11 protein-coding genes are annotated in these 16,183 nt (G+C 65.6%); 6 read left to right on the forward strand and 5 right to left on the reverse strand.

Translation table 11 applies throughout. The features are described 5' to 3' along the window. Window positions 1-113 precede the first annotated feature (113 nt). Complete coding sequence (gene rpoB, locus NEF64_RS05885; protein WP_031393738.1) at window positions 114-4,295, reverse strand: DNA-directed RNA polymerase subunit beta; 4,182 nt, start codon at window positions 4,293-4,295, stop codon at window positions 114-116. Between the two features lie 662 nt (window positions 4,296-4,957). Here rpoB and NEF64_RS05890 point away from each other — a divergent pair. Both NEF64_RS05890 and NEF64_RS05895 read left to right on the forward strand, forming a co-directional pair. Beyond that, complete coding sequence (locus tag NEF64_RS05890) at window positions 4,958-6,145, forward strand: EAL domain-containing protein (protein WP_056406164.1); 1,188 nt, start codon at window positions 4,958-4,960, stop codon at window positions 6,143-6,145. A gap of 126 nt (window positions 6,146-6,271) precedes the next feature. Then, window positions 6,272-7,606 (forward strand): hypothetical protein, encoded by a 1,335-nt coding sequence (locus NEF64_RS05895; protein ID WP_056406165.1) that lies wholly within the window; start codon window positions 6,272-6,274, stop codon window positions 7,604-7,606. A 211-nt stretch (window positions 7,607-7,817) separates the two neighbouring features. Here the strand turns inward: NEF64_RS05895 and rplL are convergent, their stop codons facing one another. Together rplL and rplJ are read right to left on the reverse strand one after the other, a co-directional pair. Next, a complete protein-coding gene (rplL, locus tag NEF64_RS05900; RefSeq protein WP_031392842.1) occupies window positions 7,818-8,192 on the reverse strand; it encodes a 50S ribosomal protein L7/L12 in 375 nt (124 codons plus the stop codon). Between the two features lie 64 nt (window positions 8,193-8,256). Then, window positions 8,257-8,772, reverse strand: a complete 516-nt coding sequence (gene rplJ / locus NEF64_RS05905) for a 50S ribosomal protein L10 (RefSeq protein WP_252574703.1) — start codon at window positions 8,770-8,772, stop codon at window positions 8,257-8,259. Window positions 8,773-9,173: 401 nt separating this feature from the next. Between rplJ and NEF64_RS05910 the strand changes: the two genes are divergently transcribed. Both NEF64_RS05910 and NEF64_RS05915 read left to right on the forward strand, forming a co-directional pair. Continuing rightward, entirely contained in the window at window positions 9,174-11,678 is a 2,505-nt protein-coding gene (locus tag NEF64_RS05910; protein ID WP_252574705.1) for a PhoX family protein, read from the forward strand. Window positions 11,679-11,773: 95 nt separating this feature from the next. Then, on the forward strand, window positions 11,774-12,628 hold the full coding sequence (locus NEF64_RS05915) for an oxidoreductase (protein WP_056406167.1): 855 nt from the start codon (window positions 11,774-11,776) through the stop codon (window positions 12,626-12,628). An 84-nt stretch (window positions 12,629-12,712) separates the two neighbouring features. Here the strand turns inward: NEF64_RS05915 and rplA are convergent, their stop codons facing one another. Together rplA and rplK are read right to left on the reverse strand one after the other, a co-directional pair. Next, a complete protein-coding gene (gene rplA, locus NEF64_RS05920; RefSeq protein ID WP_031439626.1) occupies window positions 12,713-13,405 on the reverse strand; it encodes a 50S ribosomal protein L1 in 693 nt (230 codons plus the stop codon). A 4-nt stretch (window positions 13,406-13,409) separates the two neighbouring features. Beyond that, complete coding sequence (rplK, locus tag NEF64_RS05925; protein ID WP_031392847.1) at window positions 13,410-13,841, reverse strand: 50S ribosomal protein L11; 432 nt, start codon at window positions 13,839-13,841, stop codon at window positions 13,410-13,412. Window positions 13,842-14,288: 447 nt separating this feature from the next. Here rplK and NEF64_RS05930 point away from each other — a divergent pair, with 447 nt between their 5' ends. Then, complete coding sequence (locus tag NEF64_RS05930) at window positions 14,289-14,678, forward strand: hypothetical protein (protein ID WP_056674699.1); 390 nt, start codon at window positions 14,289-14,291, stop codon at window positions 14,676-14,678. Window positions 14,679-14,800: 122 nt separating this feature from the next. Then, the gene (locus NEF64_RS05935; protein WP_056406169.1) at window positions 14,801-16,180 is read left to right on the forward strand and encodes a sensor domain-containing diguanylate cyclase; all 1,380 of its coding nucleotides are present in this window, start codon (window positions 14,801-14,803) and stop codon (window positions 16,178-16,180) included. Window positions 16,181-16,183 lie beyond the last annotated feature (3 nt).

Raw genomic sequence — 16,183 nt, forward strand, 5'->3', positions numbered from 1 at the left:
AGCCTCTTCAGGCTGGGAGGGGGTGGGCGCCCGGCATCGGCATCGCGTTTCGCTGCCGGCCGGGAGCCCACCCCTCGGTCCCCTCCCACGAGCGGGAGGGGAGGGCACAGGAGTTACTCCGCCGCGATCTGGATGCCGTCGCTGTCGAAGCCGGGCTCCGACTGCTTCAGGTCCACATTCAGGCCCAGCGAGCGCATTTCCTTGACGAGCACGTTGAAGCTCTCCGGAATGCCCGCCTCGAATGTGTCGTCACCCTTGACGATCGCCTCGTAGACCTTGGTGCGGCCGACCACGTCGTCCGACTTCACCGTGAGCATTTCCTGCAAGGTGTACGCCGCCCCGTAGGCCTGGAGTGCCCAGACCTCCATCTCGCCGAAGCGCTGACCACCGAACTGCGCCTTACCACCCAGCGGCTGCTGCGTGACGAGCGAGTACGGCCCGATCGACCGTGCGTGGATCTTGTCGTCGACCAGATGGTGGAGCTTGAGCATGTAAATGTACCCAACCGTCACCTTGCGATCGAACTTGTCGCCGGTACGTCCGTCGAACAGGTCCGACTGGCCCGACGGGTCGAGACCCGCCAGTTCCAGCATCGCCGACACGTCCGCCTCGCGTGCACCATCGAACACCGGCGTCGCCATCGGCACGCCGCCCTTCAGGTTCTTGGCCAGCTCGATGATCTCGTCACCCGAACGGGCGTCGATCTCTTCGTGATACTGCTCGCCATAGACCGTCTTGAGACGATCGCGGACCGCCTCCGGCATCGCACCGGCCTTGGCCTCCGGATTCTCCTCGCGCCAGGTTTCGAGCGCGTGGGTGATCTGCTGACCCAGACCGCGTGCGGCCCAGCCCAGATGCGTCTCGAAGATCTGCCCGACGTTCATGCGCGACGGCACGCCCAGCGGGTTGAGCACGATATCGACCGGAGTCCCGTCGGCGAGGAACGGCATGTCCTCCGCCGGCAGAATGCGGCTGATGACGCCCTTGTTCCCGTGACGGCCGGCCATCTTGTCGCCCGGCTGCAGCTTGCGCTTCACCGCGACGAACACCTTTACCATCTTCAGCACGCCCGGCGACAGCTCGTCACCACGCTCCAGCTTCTCGCGACGATCGTGGAACTTGTCCGTGATCAGCTTGGCGGCATCGTCATACTGGATCTTGACCGCTTCCAGATCGCTCTGGATCTTGTCGTCGGCGACCGCGAACTTCCACCACTCGTGGCGGTCGACGCTGTCGAGCAGATCCATGTCGATCACGACGCCCTTCTTGACGCCCTTGGGCGCCGAAGTGGCCGTCTGGTCGAGCAGCATCTCGCGAAGACGCGACCAGGTCGCACGGTTCAGGATCGAACGCTCGTCGTCCGAATCCTTCTTCAAGCGCTCGATCTCCTCGCGCTCGATCGCCATCGCGCGCTCGTCCTTGTCGATGCCGTGACGGTTGAAGACGCGAACGTCGACGACCGTACCCGACACGCCCGGCGGCAGGCGAAGCGAGGTGTCGCGCACGTCGCTGGCCTTCTCGCCGAAGATCGCGCGGAGAAGCTTCTCCTCCGGCGTCATCGGAGATTCACCCTTCGGCGTGATCTTGCCCGCGAGAATGTCGCCTGGCTCGACCTCTGCACCGATGTAGACGATGCCCGCTTCGTCGAGGTTGCGAAGCGCTTCCTCGCCGACGTTCGGGATGTCACGCGTGATGTCCTCAGGCCCGAGCTTCGTGTCGCGGGCCATCACCTCGAACTCGTCGATATGGATCGACGTGAACACGTCGTCCTTCACGATCCGCTCGGAGATCAGGATCGAATCCTCGTAGTTGTAGCCGTTCCACGGCATGAACGCGACGAGGCTGTTGCGACCCAGCGCCAGCTCGCCGAACTCGGTCGACGGGCCGTCGGCAAGCACGTCGCCGGCACGGACCACATCGCCCACCTTCACCAGCGGACGCTGGTTGATGCAGGTCGACTGGTTCGAGCGCTGGAACTTCATCAGCGTGTAGATGTCGACGCCCGACTTGCCGGCATCGATCTCGCCCGTTGCACGGATCACGATACGGGCCGCGTCGACCTGGTCGACGATGCCCGCACGCTTGGCCGAGATCGCGGCGCCAGAGTCACGCGCGACCGTCTCTTCCATGCCGGTGCCGACGAACGGCGCCTCGGCCTGGACGAGCGGCACGGCCTGACGCTGCATGTTCGAGCCCATCAATGCGCGGTTGGCGTCATCGTTTTCCAGGAACGGAATGAGCGATGCGGCGACCGAGACGAGCTGCTTGGGGCTGACGTCCATCAGCGTGATGTTGTCGGGCAGCGCCATCAGGAATTCGCCCGCCTGACGCGACGAGACAAGTTCCTCGGTGAAGCCGCCGTCACCGGTCAGATCGGCGTTGGCCTGCGCGATCGTGTGCTTGGCCTCTTCCATTGCCGACAGGTACACGACGTCGTCGGTCACCTTGTGGTCGACGACCTTGCGGTACGGCGTCTCGATGAAGCCGTACTTGTTGACGCGGCTGAACGACGCGAGGCTGTTGATCAGACCGATGTTCGGGCCTTCCGGCGTCTCAATCGGGCAGATGCGGCCGTAATGCGTCGGATGAACGTCGCGGACTTCGAAGCCGGCGCGCTCACGCGTCAGACCACCTGGTCCAAGTGCCGACACGCGACGCTTGTGGGTGACTTCCGACAGCGGGTTGGTCTGATCCATGAACTGCGACAGCTGCGACGAGCCGAAGAATTCGCGGACCGCGGCAACCGCAGGCTTCGCGTTGATCAGGTCGTTCGGCATGACGGTCGAGACGTCGACCGACGACATGCGCTCCTTCACGGCGCGCTCCATGCGGAGCAGGCCGACGCGGTACTGGTTCTCGAGCAGCTCGCCGACCGAACGGACACGACGGTTACCGAGGTTGTCGATATCGTCGATCTCGCCCTTGCCGTCCTTGAGGTTCACGAGCGTCTTGATGACCTCGAGAATGTCCTCGGTGCGCAGCGTCGTGACGGTGTCCTCGACGTCGAGGTCGAGACGCATGTTCAGCTTCACGCGGCCCACGGCCGACAGGTCGTAGCGATCCGGATCGAAGAACAGACCCGAGAACAGCGCCTCGGCCGTCTCCAGCGTCGGCGGCTCGCCGGGGCGCATCACGCGGTAGATGTCGGACAGCGCCTGCTCGCGCTCTTCGGCCTTGTCGACCTTGAGCGTGTTGCGGATCCACGGGCCCGTTGCGACGTGATCGATGTCGAGCAGGTCGAGACGCTCGATGCCTGCCTGGTCGAGCAGTTCGAGGTTCTCGGCGGTCACTTCGTCACCGGCTTCGATGTAGATGCGGCCGGTCGACTCGTCGATCAGGTCGTATGCCGAATAGCGGCCGAAGATTTCCTCGGTCGGGATCAGCAGGTCGGTGAGACCGTCCTTGAACGCCTTGTTCGCGGCGCGTGGGGAAATCTTCTGGCCGTTCGGGAACACGACTTCGCCGGTCTTCGCATCGACGATGTCGAACATCGGCTTCTGGCCACGCCAGTTCTCGACCTGGAACGGAACGATCCAGCCACCCTGGCCGCGGACGAACGTCACGCGGTTGTAGAAGTAGTTGAGGATCTCTTCCGACGTCATGCCGAGCGCGTAGAGCAGCGCCGTGACGGGCAGCTTGCGCTTGCGATCGATGCGGACGTTGACGATGTCCTTCGCGTCGAACTCGAAATCGAGCCACGAGCCGCGATACGGAATGACGCGGGCAGCGAACAGATACTTGCCCGACGCGTGCGTCTTGCCGCGATCGTGATCGAACAGCACGCCCGGCGAACGGTGCATCTGGCTAACGATGACGCGCTCGGTGCCGTTGATGAAGAAGGTGCCGTTCTCGGTCATGAGCGGCATGTCGCCCATGTACACGTCCTGCTCCTTGATATCGATGACCGACTTGGCCTCGGTATCGGGATCGACCTCGAACGCAGTCAGACGCAGCGTGACGCGCATCGGCGCGGCATAGGTGATCCCGCGCTGGCGGCATTCCTCGACGTCGAACTTCGGCGGCTCAAGGACGTAATCGTCGAAATCGAGATAGGCGGTGCCGGCGAAATCCTGGATCGGGAACACGCTGCGCAGCGTCTTCTCGAGACCCGAGACGTGGCCGATCGACTTGTCGGAGCGCAGGAACTGCTCGTAGCTCTCGCGCTGGACCTCGATCAGGTTCGGCATCTGCACGACTTCGTGGATGTTGCCGAAGACCTTGCGGATGCGACGCTTTGCGGTGCCGCCGTCGCGACGCTGCTTGGCAGCGCCCTCGTTGATCGCCTTGGAAGCCATAGGTTATTTGCCCTCAATAAACTGACGGGTCAGCCGTAATTTCGTGCCCGGGAACCCCCGGACGGGGCGTGCAGTAACGCAAAAAGGCCGCGCGCAATCACATGCGGCGGCTTTCGGCGAATGAAACCCCGGCATCCAATACGATCGACATGCTGCGCGACGGCCTGTCATTTCCCGGATGCTGTGGTGAGTGGCTCATATAGGACGGTGACCGGCACTTGTCAAAGCGGTCCGGTCTCGCGCTGAAAATGTCGAAGACGGGATGCCCTTGCGGCCAGGAGAGCGCGGCGCAGTGGCTCGTGGAAAAATATTTGTAATAAAATCACAATGCCACGCAACGGCTTATTGGGCGACGAGCGACCTAGCGCGGACGCGGCGCTGTTCGCGGGGATGACAGTCCTGATCAGGATTAGTAGATACCAATTCGCTACCGGGATTGAATCCGCCGCACGGCGGGGCCTTGCCGGTGTCGTTCAGCCGTCATTCGTCAGCGTCCACCCTATTGCCGAGTTCACGCCCATGTCGATAGCCGCCCGGTCGGACCCGTCCGCGTGAGCGCCGATCCCAGTCTGGCGCCCCCAACGGGTGCGGCAGCAGGTTTCGGCCCGGGGGTGGGAAGCCCGGCCTCCGCTCGTCTGCCTGTGGCGGGCGCTTGTCTGCCTGTGGCGGGGGACGGGAGCGCGGTTCTGCCGCGACTGCTGTTCGTCCATGCCGCCGACGCGGCATCGTGCCAGGCGCATGCCGAGCTTCGGTCGCGCGGCTACTCCGTCGCCTGGATCGGCCATGCGGCGGAGATTGCGGCGGGAACGGCGTTCGCGCCTGACGTCGTGATTGCCGACGCGCAATCACGGGGCGACGATCTGATCACCGTGCTTGATCAGATCGGGCACGACGGCCGGATCTGCCCGGTGATCGAGTTACGGCCACCGGGCGAATATCCGTCCGCCGTCCTCGGGGAGGCGATGATCGGCGAGCATCCGCTCGTCGGGTCGCTCGAGCGGACCTACAAGATCGGCGCACTCACCGCGATCCTCGCGTCGCTCGCGACCGGGACGGGTCGATCGGAAGACGCCGCGGGCGACCGGCGCATGATCGCGGCGCTGCTTGCCGGATCGCGGCTGCTGCCGAACCTGCATTACGAGTTCCTGCCCAAGATCGACCTGACCACTGACCAGGTTGCCGGCTATGAAGCGCTCGCCCGGCTGCGCAACATCCCGGGTGTGAACCCCGAATGGCTGTTCGCCGCGATGACCGACGCGGGGATCGAGGCGGCAGCGACGATGAAGGCGGTCACCGCCGCGCTCGACCTCTGGCTTGCGCTGAGCGTCGAGCAACGGTCCGCGCCGGTCGCGATCAACTGCAGCCAGGCGGTGCTGGCCGATCCGCTGTTCCAGGCGGCGCTGGGCGATGAACTGCGCCGGCGCGGTGTCGCGTCGAACGGACCGGGACGGGGCGTCCTGATCATCGAGATCACCGAGGATGCCCGGCCGGTCGATACCCAGCGGCTGGTCCGCGACATGAACGGGTTGCGCGATCTGGGCGTGGTGTTCTCGCTCGACGATTTCGGCAAGGGGGCGACGAATTTCGATCGCGTCTTCACGCTGCCGATCGCCGAGCTGAAGATCGACAAGGACTTTTTTGGCCATTGCGCACGCCACGTGCACGAACTCGGCATACTGCGCGAGGTCGTCCGGTCCTGCCACGCGCGGGGGCTGAGCACGGTCGTCGAGGGGGTCGAGACTGAAGAGCATCTCGCGATCGCCCGCGACCTGGGCGCTCGCTGTGCACAGGGCTTCTACTGGGGCCGGCCGATGGCGGCGGGGAGCTTCGCGCACGTCCGCGTGATCTGAAGGCCAGCAGTTCGCGATGCGGACGATCATCTGGTCGCCCTCGCGGCGCGGCTCATCGCATGGCGACTTGCCGCCGCGACCCGTTCGGCCTCCCCGCGCTAGCGTTGCAGGAGGGAATTTTCGACGATGAGCATACAATGGCGCCGCGCGCTTCTGATCGTGCCGGCTGGCCTGGCGCTGGCGCCGCCCGTGGTCGCGCAGGAGGCGGGCCAGACGTCGGACGCCGCGTCGCAGCAGTCGACCCCACCGGCGCCTGCCGGGACGGTTCGCGGGCTCGAGCCGCTCCAGGCCCGCGACACTGGGACGGCAGCGGTTCCCGTACCCGATACGCCACGACTGGTTCTGCCGGCTCCGACGACCGCAGACGCGCCGCCGCGCAGCCGCACCCCCGCGCGCGCGCCGGCGACACGCACTGCGGACCCGGATACGCCGAGGGCCGCGCGGGTCGACGCCGCGACGACGTCCCGGCGTGCAGCGGAGCCCGTGCCGTCCGTCGCACCGCGCGACGCGGCGGACGTTCGGACGGATCCGGCGGCCGCGTCGCCCGCCACCACGGTACCGACGACACCGGCACCGGCCGCTTCGGCAACCACCGCGAGCCCCGAAGTCGCCCCCGTCGTCGCGCCGTCCTCCGCCCCCGTCGAGCGCACGATCGCCGCGCCGGAGCAGGGCAGGGCGATGCCGTTCTGGCTCTGGCTGGCAGTCATCCCGATCGTCGTCATCGCGCTGTGGTTGCTGCGCAGGGGGCCGCGTAAACGGCATGATCGGCTGGACTATCACGAGCCCGAACCGCTGATTGACGCCGAGGCACCGCCGGCAAGACCGCTACCCACGCCGGCGCCGGTCCCGCCGAGCCCCGCGCGGGTGGCGACGCCGACCCCGGCGATCGCACCGCCGTCCCCGCCTGAGCCCGCGACGGCGGCAACCCCGCAATTTCTCGACCGGCGCGCGCGCGAGCCGGAGCGGGCGCGTCTGTCGGTCGAGCTGCGCCCGGTTCGTGCTGGGCTGAACCTGCTCAGCGCGACGGCTGAATGTGAGCTCGTGGTGACGAACGTCGGCGCGGGCGTCGCGGAGGCGATCCGCGTCCAGGCGGTCTTGCTGAGCGCGCATGCCGGTCAGGACGCCGATCTGACGGCCGTGAATGCGGGTCAGGTCCCGCGTCCGGCGACCGCGCCGTTCACGCTCGCTCCGGGCGAGTCACGCACGATCCGGACGGTCTCGGCCATGTCGCGCGAGGCAATCCATAGCATGACCGCGGCCGACCGGCCGATGTTCGTGCCGATCGTCGCGGTCAACATCCGCTATGCCAGCGGGGCGATTGCCGGTCAGACCGCGCGTGCCTGGGCGATCGGTGTCGAGCGGGTCGATTCGGCCAAGCTTGCGCCGTTCTGGCTCGATATCCCCGCGCGCATGTATGACGGGATCGCCGCGCGTCCCCATGCGCCCGCGATCGAAGTCTAGGCGGGCTTAGGCGAGGGGCCGGGTATCATCGATCCGGCCCCGTCGTTTTCTATCAGGCACAAAAAAAGGGCGACCCCATCGCTGGGGCCGCCCTTTTTTTAGCTGCGGCCAGCAGGCGAAAGCCCCTGCTTCGTCGGTCGGTGCAAGCACCGCCGGCCGGCCTTGCGGGGAGTGCGCCTCAGCGTGGCTGAAGCGTCTCTCCCGCTGCGGCTTACTTGACCTCGACGGTCGCGCCAGCTGCTTCGAGCTGTGCCTTGATCTTGGCGGCTTCGTCCTTCGACACGCCTTCCTTGACGGCCTTGGGAGCCGACTCGACCAGCGTCTTTGCTTCGGTCAGGCCGAGCGACGTGATCGCGCGGACTTCCTTGATGACGTTGATCTTCTTGCCACCGTCGCCGGTCAGGATGACGTCGAATTCGGTCTGCTCTTCAGCGGCCGGTGCGGCTGCGCCGCCGCCAGCTGCCGGTGCTGCGACCGCTGCTGCGGCCGAAACGCCCCACTTCTCTTCGAGCAGCTTCGAAAGCTCAGCTGCTTCGAGAACGGTCAGTTCGCTCAGGCTCTCAACGAGCGCGTTCAGGTCTGCCATGATAAATCTCCATCTCGGGGCATGTGCCCCATCAGTTCAAAAAGTAACGAAAGAGCCTGCAAGATCAGGCGGCTTCCTTCTCCGCGTAGGCGGAAAGCACGCGCGCGAGCTGCGCTGCCGGAGCCTGCGTGATCGTCGCCAGCTTCGTGGCAGGTGCCACGATGAGGCCGAGGATCTTGGCACGCAGTTCATCCAGCGAGGGCAGCGTTGCGAGCGCCTTCACACCGTCGACGTCGAGGGTCGTCGCGCCCATCGCCCCACCCACGATTTCGAACTTGTCGTTCGTCTTCGCGAATTCCACGGCCACCTTGGCGGCCGCGACGGGATCGATGGAGCTGGCCAGACCGACCGGACCCGTGAGCATGTCGCCCAGCGAGCTGTAGTCGGTGCCGTCCATTGCGATCTTGGCAAGCTTGTTCTTCGAGACCTTGTAGGTCGCGCCGGCGTCGCGCATCTTGTTCCGCAGCACAGTGGACTGTGAGACGGTCAGGCCGAGGTTGCGCGTCACAACGACGACGCCGACCTCGGAGAAGGTGCGGTTCAGCTCGGCTACGGCCGCGGTCTTTTGATCACGATCCATGCCATTCTCCACGTTTTCAGGTTCACCATTTGCACGGTGGACCCGGTTACTAACCGGAGGCGCAGACAAGCCCGCGCTTCCGGGTGTCTCGTCGATGGGGCATGGGAGAGGGCAGGCGCCGGAGCGCTCCGCAAAATCTCATTCCCCGTCTAGGTGGGAGATTAAGCGCCGGCAAACCCGGTGCACCCACTGTCTCGGACGGAGTTCGGCAGGCGGACCCGCCGAACGAAGCCGCCGCATAGCCGAATCGCTCGCGAAGTCAATCGCCCGGATGCGGTCCGGTGCGTGTCGCGAAACCGTCACGCGACTGACGCGAAGGTGTCTCCGTTCCTTCACCGCACTGCCGCTTTACCCGGCCAAAGCTCCCCGCAGCGGTCAGATCGGCCGATCCGGGGGGACGTATGAAAAATCCGACGAACATGACGATGGCCTATCACGACGGCGATATCGATACGAACACCAGCGCCAATCCGCATCTGAACGATCTGATCGCGGTGCGCTATTCGCGTCGCCAGACGCTGATGGGCGGCCTGTCCGCCGCGACCGCCGCGGTGTTCGGCGGCATGCTGCTCGCAGGGTGCGACGAGGATGACCCGCGGCGTGCGGTCACGGTGCAGGCCGGTGCATCGGGTGCGACCTCGGCAGGCAAGACGGTCACGCTGACGGGCACGGTAGCGTCGGGCAGCGCGACGGGCGTCGCCTGGGCCCAGACCGGCGGCCCGGCCGTGACGCTCGCCAACGCGAACACCGCGACCGCGACCTTCACCGCGCCCAGCGTCGCTGCCGACACCACGCTCACCTTCACCTTCACCGGCACCAGCACCGACGGCATCCGCAGCGAGACCTCGACCAGCGTCACGGTCAGCCCGGCGCGGCTCGACTTCACCGCGGTCCCCAAGAGCCTTGCCGATGTCGTCGCGGTACCGGCCGGCTACAGCGTCACCGTGCTCTATCGCCTGGGCGATCCGATCGCGAGCGGCGTCGGCGCCTATGCCAATGACGGCAGCGACACGAACTTCGCACGCCGTGCGGGCGACCATCATGACGGCATGAGCTATTTCGGGCTGGCCGCGACCGGCAGCACCCCAGACGCCAACGGCAACACGCGCGGCCTGCTCGTGCTCAACCACGAGAATATCACTCAGGCCTATCTGCACCCCAACGGCGCGACCAGCACCGGCGGCGCGATCGGTGCGGGCGGTGTCCGCCCCGAGTCCGAGGCGCTGAAGGAAATGGAATGCCACGGCGTCTCGGTGATCGAGATCAGCCGGTCGGCCACCGCCTGGAGCTATGTCCCCGCCTCGGCGCTCAACCGCCGTATCACGCCGCTGACGCCGATGAGCTTCAGTGGTCCGGTCCGCGGCAATGCGCTGCTCAGGACGCGCTATTCGACCGACGGCACGGCGGGCCGCGGGACGATCAACAACTGCGCGAACGGCACGATGCCGTGGCACACCTATCTGACCAACGAGGAGAATTGGGCGGGCTATTTCCGTCGCCAGTTCGGTGACGTCGCCGCGCGGGGCGGGTCGACCGCCAAGCAGAATGTCTCGCTCGCCCGCTATGGTATCCGCGAGACCGCCAACGCCACCACGTTCAACGGCAATTACGGCTGGGCGTCGGTCGTGCCGGCCGATTCCGCCAACACGCTCTATGCGCGCTGGAACGTCACCACGACCGCCGCGACCGATGCCACCGGCGATTTCCGTAACGAGGCGTTCCAGTTCGGCTGGGTGGTCGAGATCGATCCGTTCGATCCCGCCTCGACCCCGCGCAAGCGCACCGCGCTCGGCCGCATGAACCATGAGGGTTGCGAGATCGGCCGGACGATCGCGGGCGTCAAGCCGGCCTTCTACATGGGCGACGATGCGCAGAACGAATATATCTACAAGTTCGTGTCCGCCACGCCCTGGTCGGCGGCAGACGCGACCGCGACCAACCGGCTCGCGATCGGCGACAAATATCTCGACGCGGGCACGCTCTATGTCGCCAAGCTGAACGCCGACGGTTCGGGCCAGTGGCTGCCGCTGGTGTTCGGTCAGGGGCCGCTGACCAGCGCCAACACGACCTATCCGTTTGCGGATCAGGCCGATGTGCTGATCAATGCGCGTCTGGCGGGCGACGTGCTGGGCGCGACCAAGATGGATCGTCCCGAATGGACCGCGGTGAACCCGGCGACGGGCGAGATGTACTGCACGCTGACCAACAACTCGTCGCGCACTGCGGCGAATGTCGATGCGTCCAATCCGCGCGCCTATACCGATCCCAAGACGACCGGTGGCCAGACCACGGGCAACGCCAACGGCCATGTCATCCGTCTGCGCGAGACCGGCGACACGTCGGAGGCGACCGCCTTTACGTGGGACATCTACGCATTCGGTGCGGGCAGCGATCTCGATGCGACCAACATCAACCTGTCGGGGCTCGACGCGACGAACGACTTCTCGTCGCCCGATGGCCTGTGGTTCGGCCTGCCGAGCAATCCGACCGGCAACGTCACGCCGGTGATGTGGATCGAGACCGATGACGGCGCCTATACCGACGTCACCAACTGCATGCTGCTCGCGGCAATTCCGGGCCGTGTCGGTGACGGCGGTACGCGGTCGGTGACGAGCACGCTCGGCGGGACCAGCAACACGGTCACGACGCGGATCGGCAAGGCACCGGCCACCACGCTCCGGCGCTTCCTGGTCGGACCGAAAGAATGCGAGATCACCGGCATCCATTCGACCCCGGATGGCCGCTCGCTGTTCGTCAACATCCAGCATCCCGGCGAGAATGGTGGTCCCACCAACATCACCAGCAGCTGGCCCGCGAACCAGGCCGGCGCGGTTGCGACCCCGTCGCGTCCGCGTTCGTCGACGATCGTCATCACCAAGAACGATGGCGGTATCATCGGGCTGTAAGCAGGGCAGGGGGCGGGTCGCATAACGGACCCGTCCCCGGCTTTCGGCGTTACCTCCTGCGAACGCATATCCAGCGTATCCGGAAAGGTTCGTCCATGACTCTCCCCGCATCGCCCGTCTGGTTCATCACGGGTTGCTCCACCGGCTTCGGCCGCGATCTCGCCAGGCTGGTCCTGGATCGCGGGTGGCGCGCCGTCGTCACCGCGCGGGACGCCGACCGGGTCGCCGACCTGGTCGAGGGGCATGACGATACCGCGCTCGCCCTGGCGCTCGACGTCAACGACCAGGCGCAGGTCGAGGCTGCGGTCGCGGCGGCCAAGGCGAGGTTCGGCCGGATCGACGTGCTCGTGAACAATGCTGGCTATGGCTATCAGGCGACCGCCGAAGAGGGGGACGAGGCCGAGATCCGTGCCCAGTTCGACACCAATGTGTTCGGGCTATTCGCGATCACCCGCGCGGTCCTGCCGATCATGCGCGCGCAGGGCAGCGGCAACATCGTCAACTTCACCTCGGTCGCCGGGCTCATCGGGTTTCCGGGATCGGGCTATTATGCGGCATCGAAGCACGCGGTCGAGGGCTGGTCCGACGCACTGCTCGCCGAGGTCGGGCCACTCGGCATCGGCGTGACCTGTGTCGAGCCGGGCCCGTTCCGCACCGACTGGGCGGGGCGATCACTGCGCCAGACGCCAAGCCAGATTGCCGATTATGCCGATACCGCGGGCGCGCGGATGGCGGGAACGAAGGACGTCAGCGGGACGCAGGCCGGTGATCCGGGCCGGGCAGGCGAGGCGATCATCGCCGCGGTCGGCCAGGACGTGCCGCCGCGCCATCTGGTGCTCGGCGCATTCGGCTATGAGGCCGTGACCGCAAAGCTGCGTGAACGGCTGGCCGCGATTGAAGCAGCGCGCGACATCAGCCTGGGTGCGGACTTTCCAGCCGATGCGACCTGAGCGCATCAGGCGGCCCTGACGCAAAAAGGGCCGGGAGATCGCTCTCCCGGCCCCTTTCCTAACACTCGAAAGCGCGAACGCCGATCAGGCGCCGGCGACCTCCGTCGTGTCGACCTTGATCCCGGCACCCATGGTGCTCGAAACCGCGATCTTGCGGACATACTTGCCCTTCGCGCCCGACGGCTTGGCCTTGACCACGGCGTCGACCAGCGCGTCGAAGTTCGCGCGCAGGTCTTCTGCCGGGAACGACGCCTTGCCGATGCCCGAGTGGATGATGCCGGCCTTCTCGACGCGGTATTCGATCTGGCCGCCCTTGGCGTCCTTGACCGCCTGCGCGACGTTCATCGTCACCGTGCCGAGCTTCGGGTTCGGCATCAGGCCCTTGGGGCCCAGAACCTTACCGAGACGACCGACGATGCCCATCATGTCCGGGGTCGCGATGCAGCGATCGAAATCGATCGTGCCACCCTGGATGGTCTCCATCAGGTCTTCCGCGCCGACGACGTCTGCGCCTGCTGCGAGAGCCTCTTCAGCCTTCGCGCCGCGGGCGAACACGCCGACGCGGACGGTCTTGCCGGTGCCCTTGGGCAGCGTCACCACGCCGCGGACCATCTGGTCTGCGTGACGCGGATCGACGCCCAGGTTCAGCGCGACTTCGATCGTCTCGTCGAACTTCGACGTGGCGCCCGAACGTGCGAGCGCGATCGCCTCGTCAATTGCGTGCAGCTTGACGGTGTCGACCGTGACGGCCTTCTGCTTCTTGGTCAGCTTTGCCATGATATCAGCCCTCCACCACTTCGAGGCCCATTGCGCGGGCGCTGCCTTCGATGATCTTCGTCGCAGCGTCGATATCGTTGGCGTTGAGGTCCTTCATCTTCGTCGTGGCGATCTCGCTCAGCTGCGAGCGCTTGATCTTGCCAGCGACGACCTTGCCCGGCTCCTTCGAACCCGACTTGAGGCCGGCGGCCTCCTTGATCAGGTACGATGCCGGCGGGGTCTTCGTCTCGAACGAGAACGAGCGATCCGCATAGACCGTGATGACGGTCGGGATCGGCATGCCCTTTTTCAGTTCGCTCGTGCCGGCGTTGAACGCCTTGCAGAACTCCATGATGTTCACGCCGCGCTGACCCAGCGCAGGCCCGATCGGCGGCGCGGGCTTTGCCTCGCCTGCAGGGACCTGCAGCTTGATGTATCCGGTAATCTTTTTAGCCATGTCACTCTCTTGATAGGGGCCGCCCGCCTTCGCGCGCACAGCCCGGTTTCGAGTCTAGCGGTACGAACGACGCACGCTCGACGCGCGTCTCCCGCAGGTTCCATCATCAGATGTTGGAAGCTGGCGCGCATAGCCGAGGCGTGCCGCTGGTGCAAGCCTGTGCACTGACCATTGGCGATCGCGGCGCAGGCGCCGGCCATGTCCCGGCGTCGGGATCACCCGACCGGTCACAGCAACGGCTGCCGCCGAGTATGCAACCGATTGCAGTCCGAAAGTCTTCACCTTCACCGCAATGATCCAGCTCAGCAAATTTCAAGTTATTCGTACAAGATGATCTAAATCATGAGCGGAAACACAGCAAATGTGGCAAGTCGTGCACGAGGAGAGATTAGGACAGCCATGAGAGCGGCCTTTGATCATGACAGCTGAACATTGAGATTCCTTACAATGGCGCTCGGGCTTGCGCTTGGTTTGATGATCCCACTTGGATTCATATTGGCATGCTCGCTTATACTTGACCGGCCGGTGACGATACTTATCGTCGGAATTATCGTTGGAATATCCGCAACCTATGCCCTGTCGGTGATCCTGATGCGGCCGTCGAAGCATGACGAGGAGCATGTCGGGGACGCCGTTCCCAAGGTTTCGCTTGCCATGATTTGCCTGGCAACGGCGCTGATCGTCTGCGGGTTCAGCATCTATGTGTCCGACCGGCCGCATTATCTTCTCTACCGGGACATGCCCCATATCGCTGCAGCGATGCTGTTCCTTCCCGGCATGCTCATTGGGTCTGGCTGTATCCTCTGCATGATCGCCGGGCGCGCCGTCTCGCGCTAGGCCGCTCGGTTCGTCGCCCGGACCGCGCCAAAAAAGCGCCGACGCGCCCGGTGCCCCGTGGTGCCGGCCTATAATGGAGGCCGGACGTGTCGTTGCACGCCCGTCACTCCGAGAGTTTCGGCATGGATACGATGATCAACGTCGCGGACGACGGCGGCAGATGGGATATGGCGAACGCCCCGTTCGTCGTCGACGCGCTGGCGCGGTCGATCCCGACGGTGCAATTCTCGATGGAAGGCGAGGTGCTGGCGGTCAATGATCGCTATCTGCGCATCTTCGGTCGCGAGGCGCAGGACCTGATCGGCGGCCATCACAGCAGCTTCGTCCGGCTGACCGCGGCGGGGACGGCGGACTATGCGACCGTCTGGAACACGCTGCGCAAGGGGCGTCTGATCCAGACCGAGTTCGGCAGCATCGCCAAGGATGGTCGCGAAGTCTGGTTGCAGGCGACCTACATGCCGGTGCTGGACAGCAACGGCGTCCCGCAGCGCGTGTTCAAGCTCGCCAACGATATCACGCATGAGCATCAGCATGCCGCGGACAAAATCAAGATGCTCGAGGCGATCTCGCGATCGACCGCGATGATCGAATTCGCGCTCGACGGGACGATCCTGTCCGCCAATCCGCTCTATCTGGCGATCACCGGCTATACCGAGACCGACATTCGCGGCCGGCATCACCGCATGTTCGTGACCCCCGAGGACGCCTGCGATCCCAGCTATGACCGATTCTGGGAACGGCTGCGCGAGGGGGAGTTCATACGCTCCGAATTCCGCCGGATCGGGCGGGACGGGCGGCCGATCTGGCTGCAGGCGAGCTACAACCCCATCCTCGACGCGTCCGGCAAGCCGACACGGATCGTCAAGATCGCGACCGACATCACCGAATCGGTCGAGCTGCGCCTCGAAAACGCGCATCACGCGTTCAGCGACGCGCTGACCCAGCTCGCCAATCGGCGACGGTTCAACCGGACGCTGGCGGAGGAGGTACGCCGCGTGATCCGGTCGGGTGACGACCTGTCGCTGATCCTCATCGACATCGATCATTTCAAGCGTTTCAACGATACCCATGGTCATCAGCAGGGCGATGCGTGCCTGCGGATCGTCGCGACCGCCATCCGGTCGGCGGTGCGGCGCGCCAACGATCTGGTCGCGCGTTTCGGCGGCGAGGAATTTGCGGTGCTGCTGCCCAGTGCCGGTGCCGATGTTGCGGCGACCGCGGCGGAAACGATCCGTGCGGCGGTCGAGACGTTGCGCGTCGACCATCAGGACGGGACACGCCCGGTGCTGACCGTCAGCGTGGGTCACGCATCGCTCAGCCGGGATCACCGCAGCGCCGACGTCCTCGCCGATGATCTCGTCGAGCGCGCGGACCGTGCGCTCTACCGGGCCAAGGAAGCCGGCCGCAACACCGTGTGCGACGACCGCGCCATCCACCCGAGGGGGTCCGCGACGCCGTCGTCCCGCGCGCCACTTTCCCGCTCGATCTCTCCCAAAGGATAACCC

This window comes from Sphingomonas aerolata (assembly GCF_023935825.1).
Taxonomy (GTDB): Bacteria; Pseudomonadota; Alphaproteobacteria; order Sphingomonadales; family Sphingomonadaceae; genus Sphingomonas; species Sphingomonas aerolata.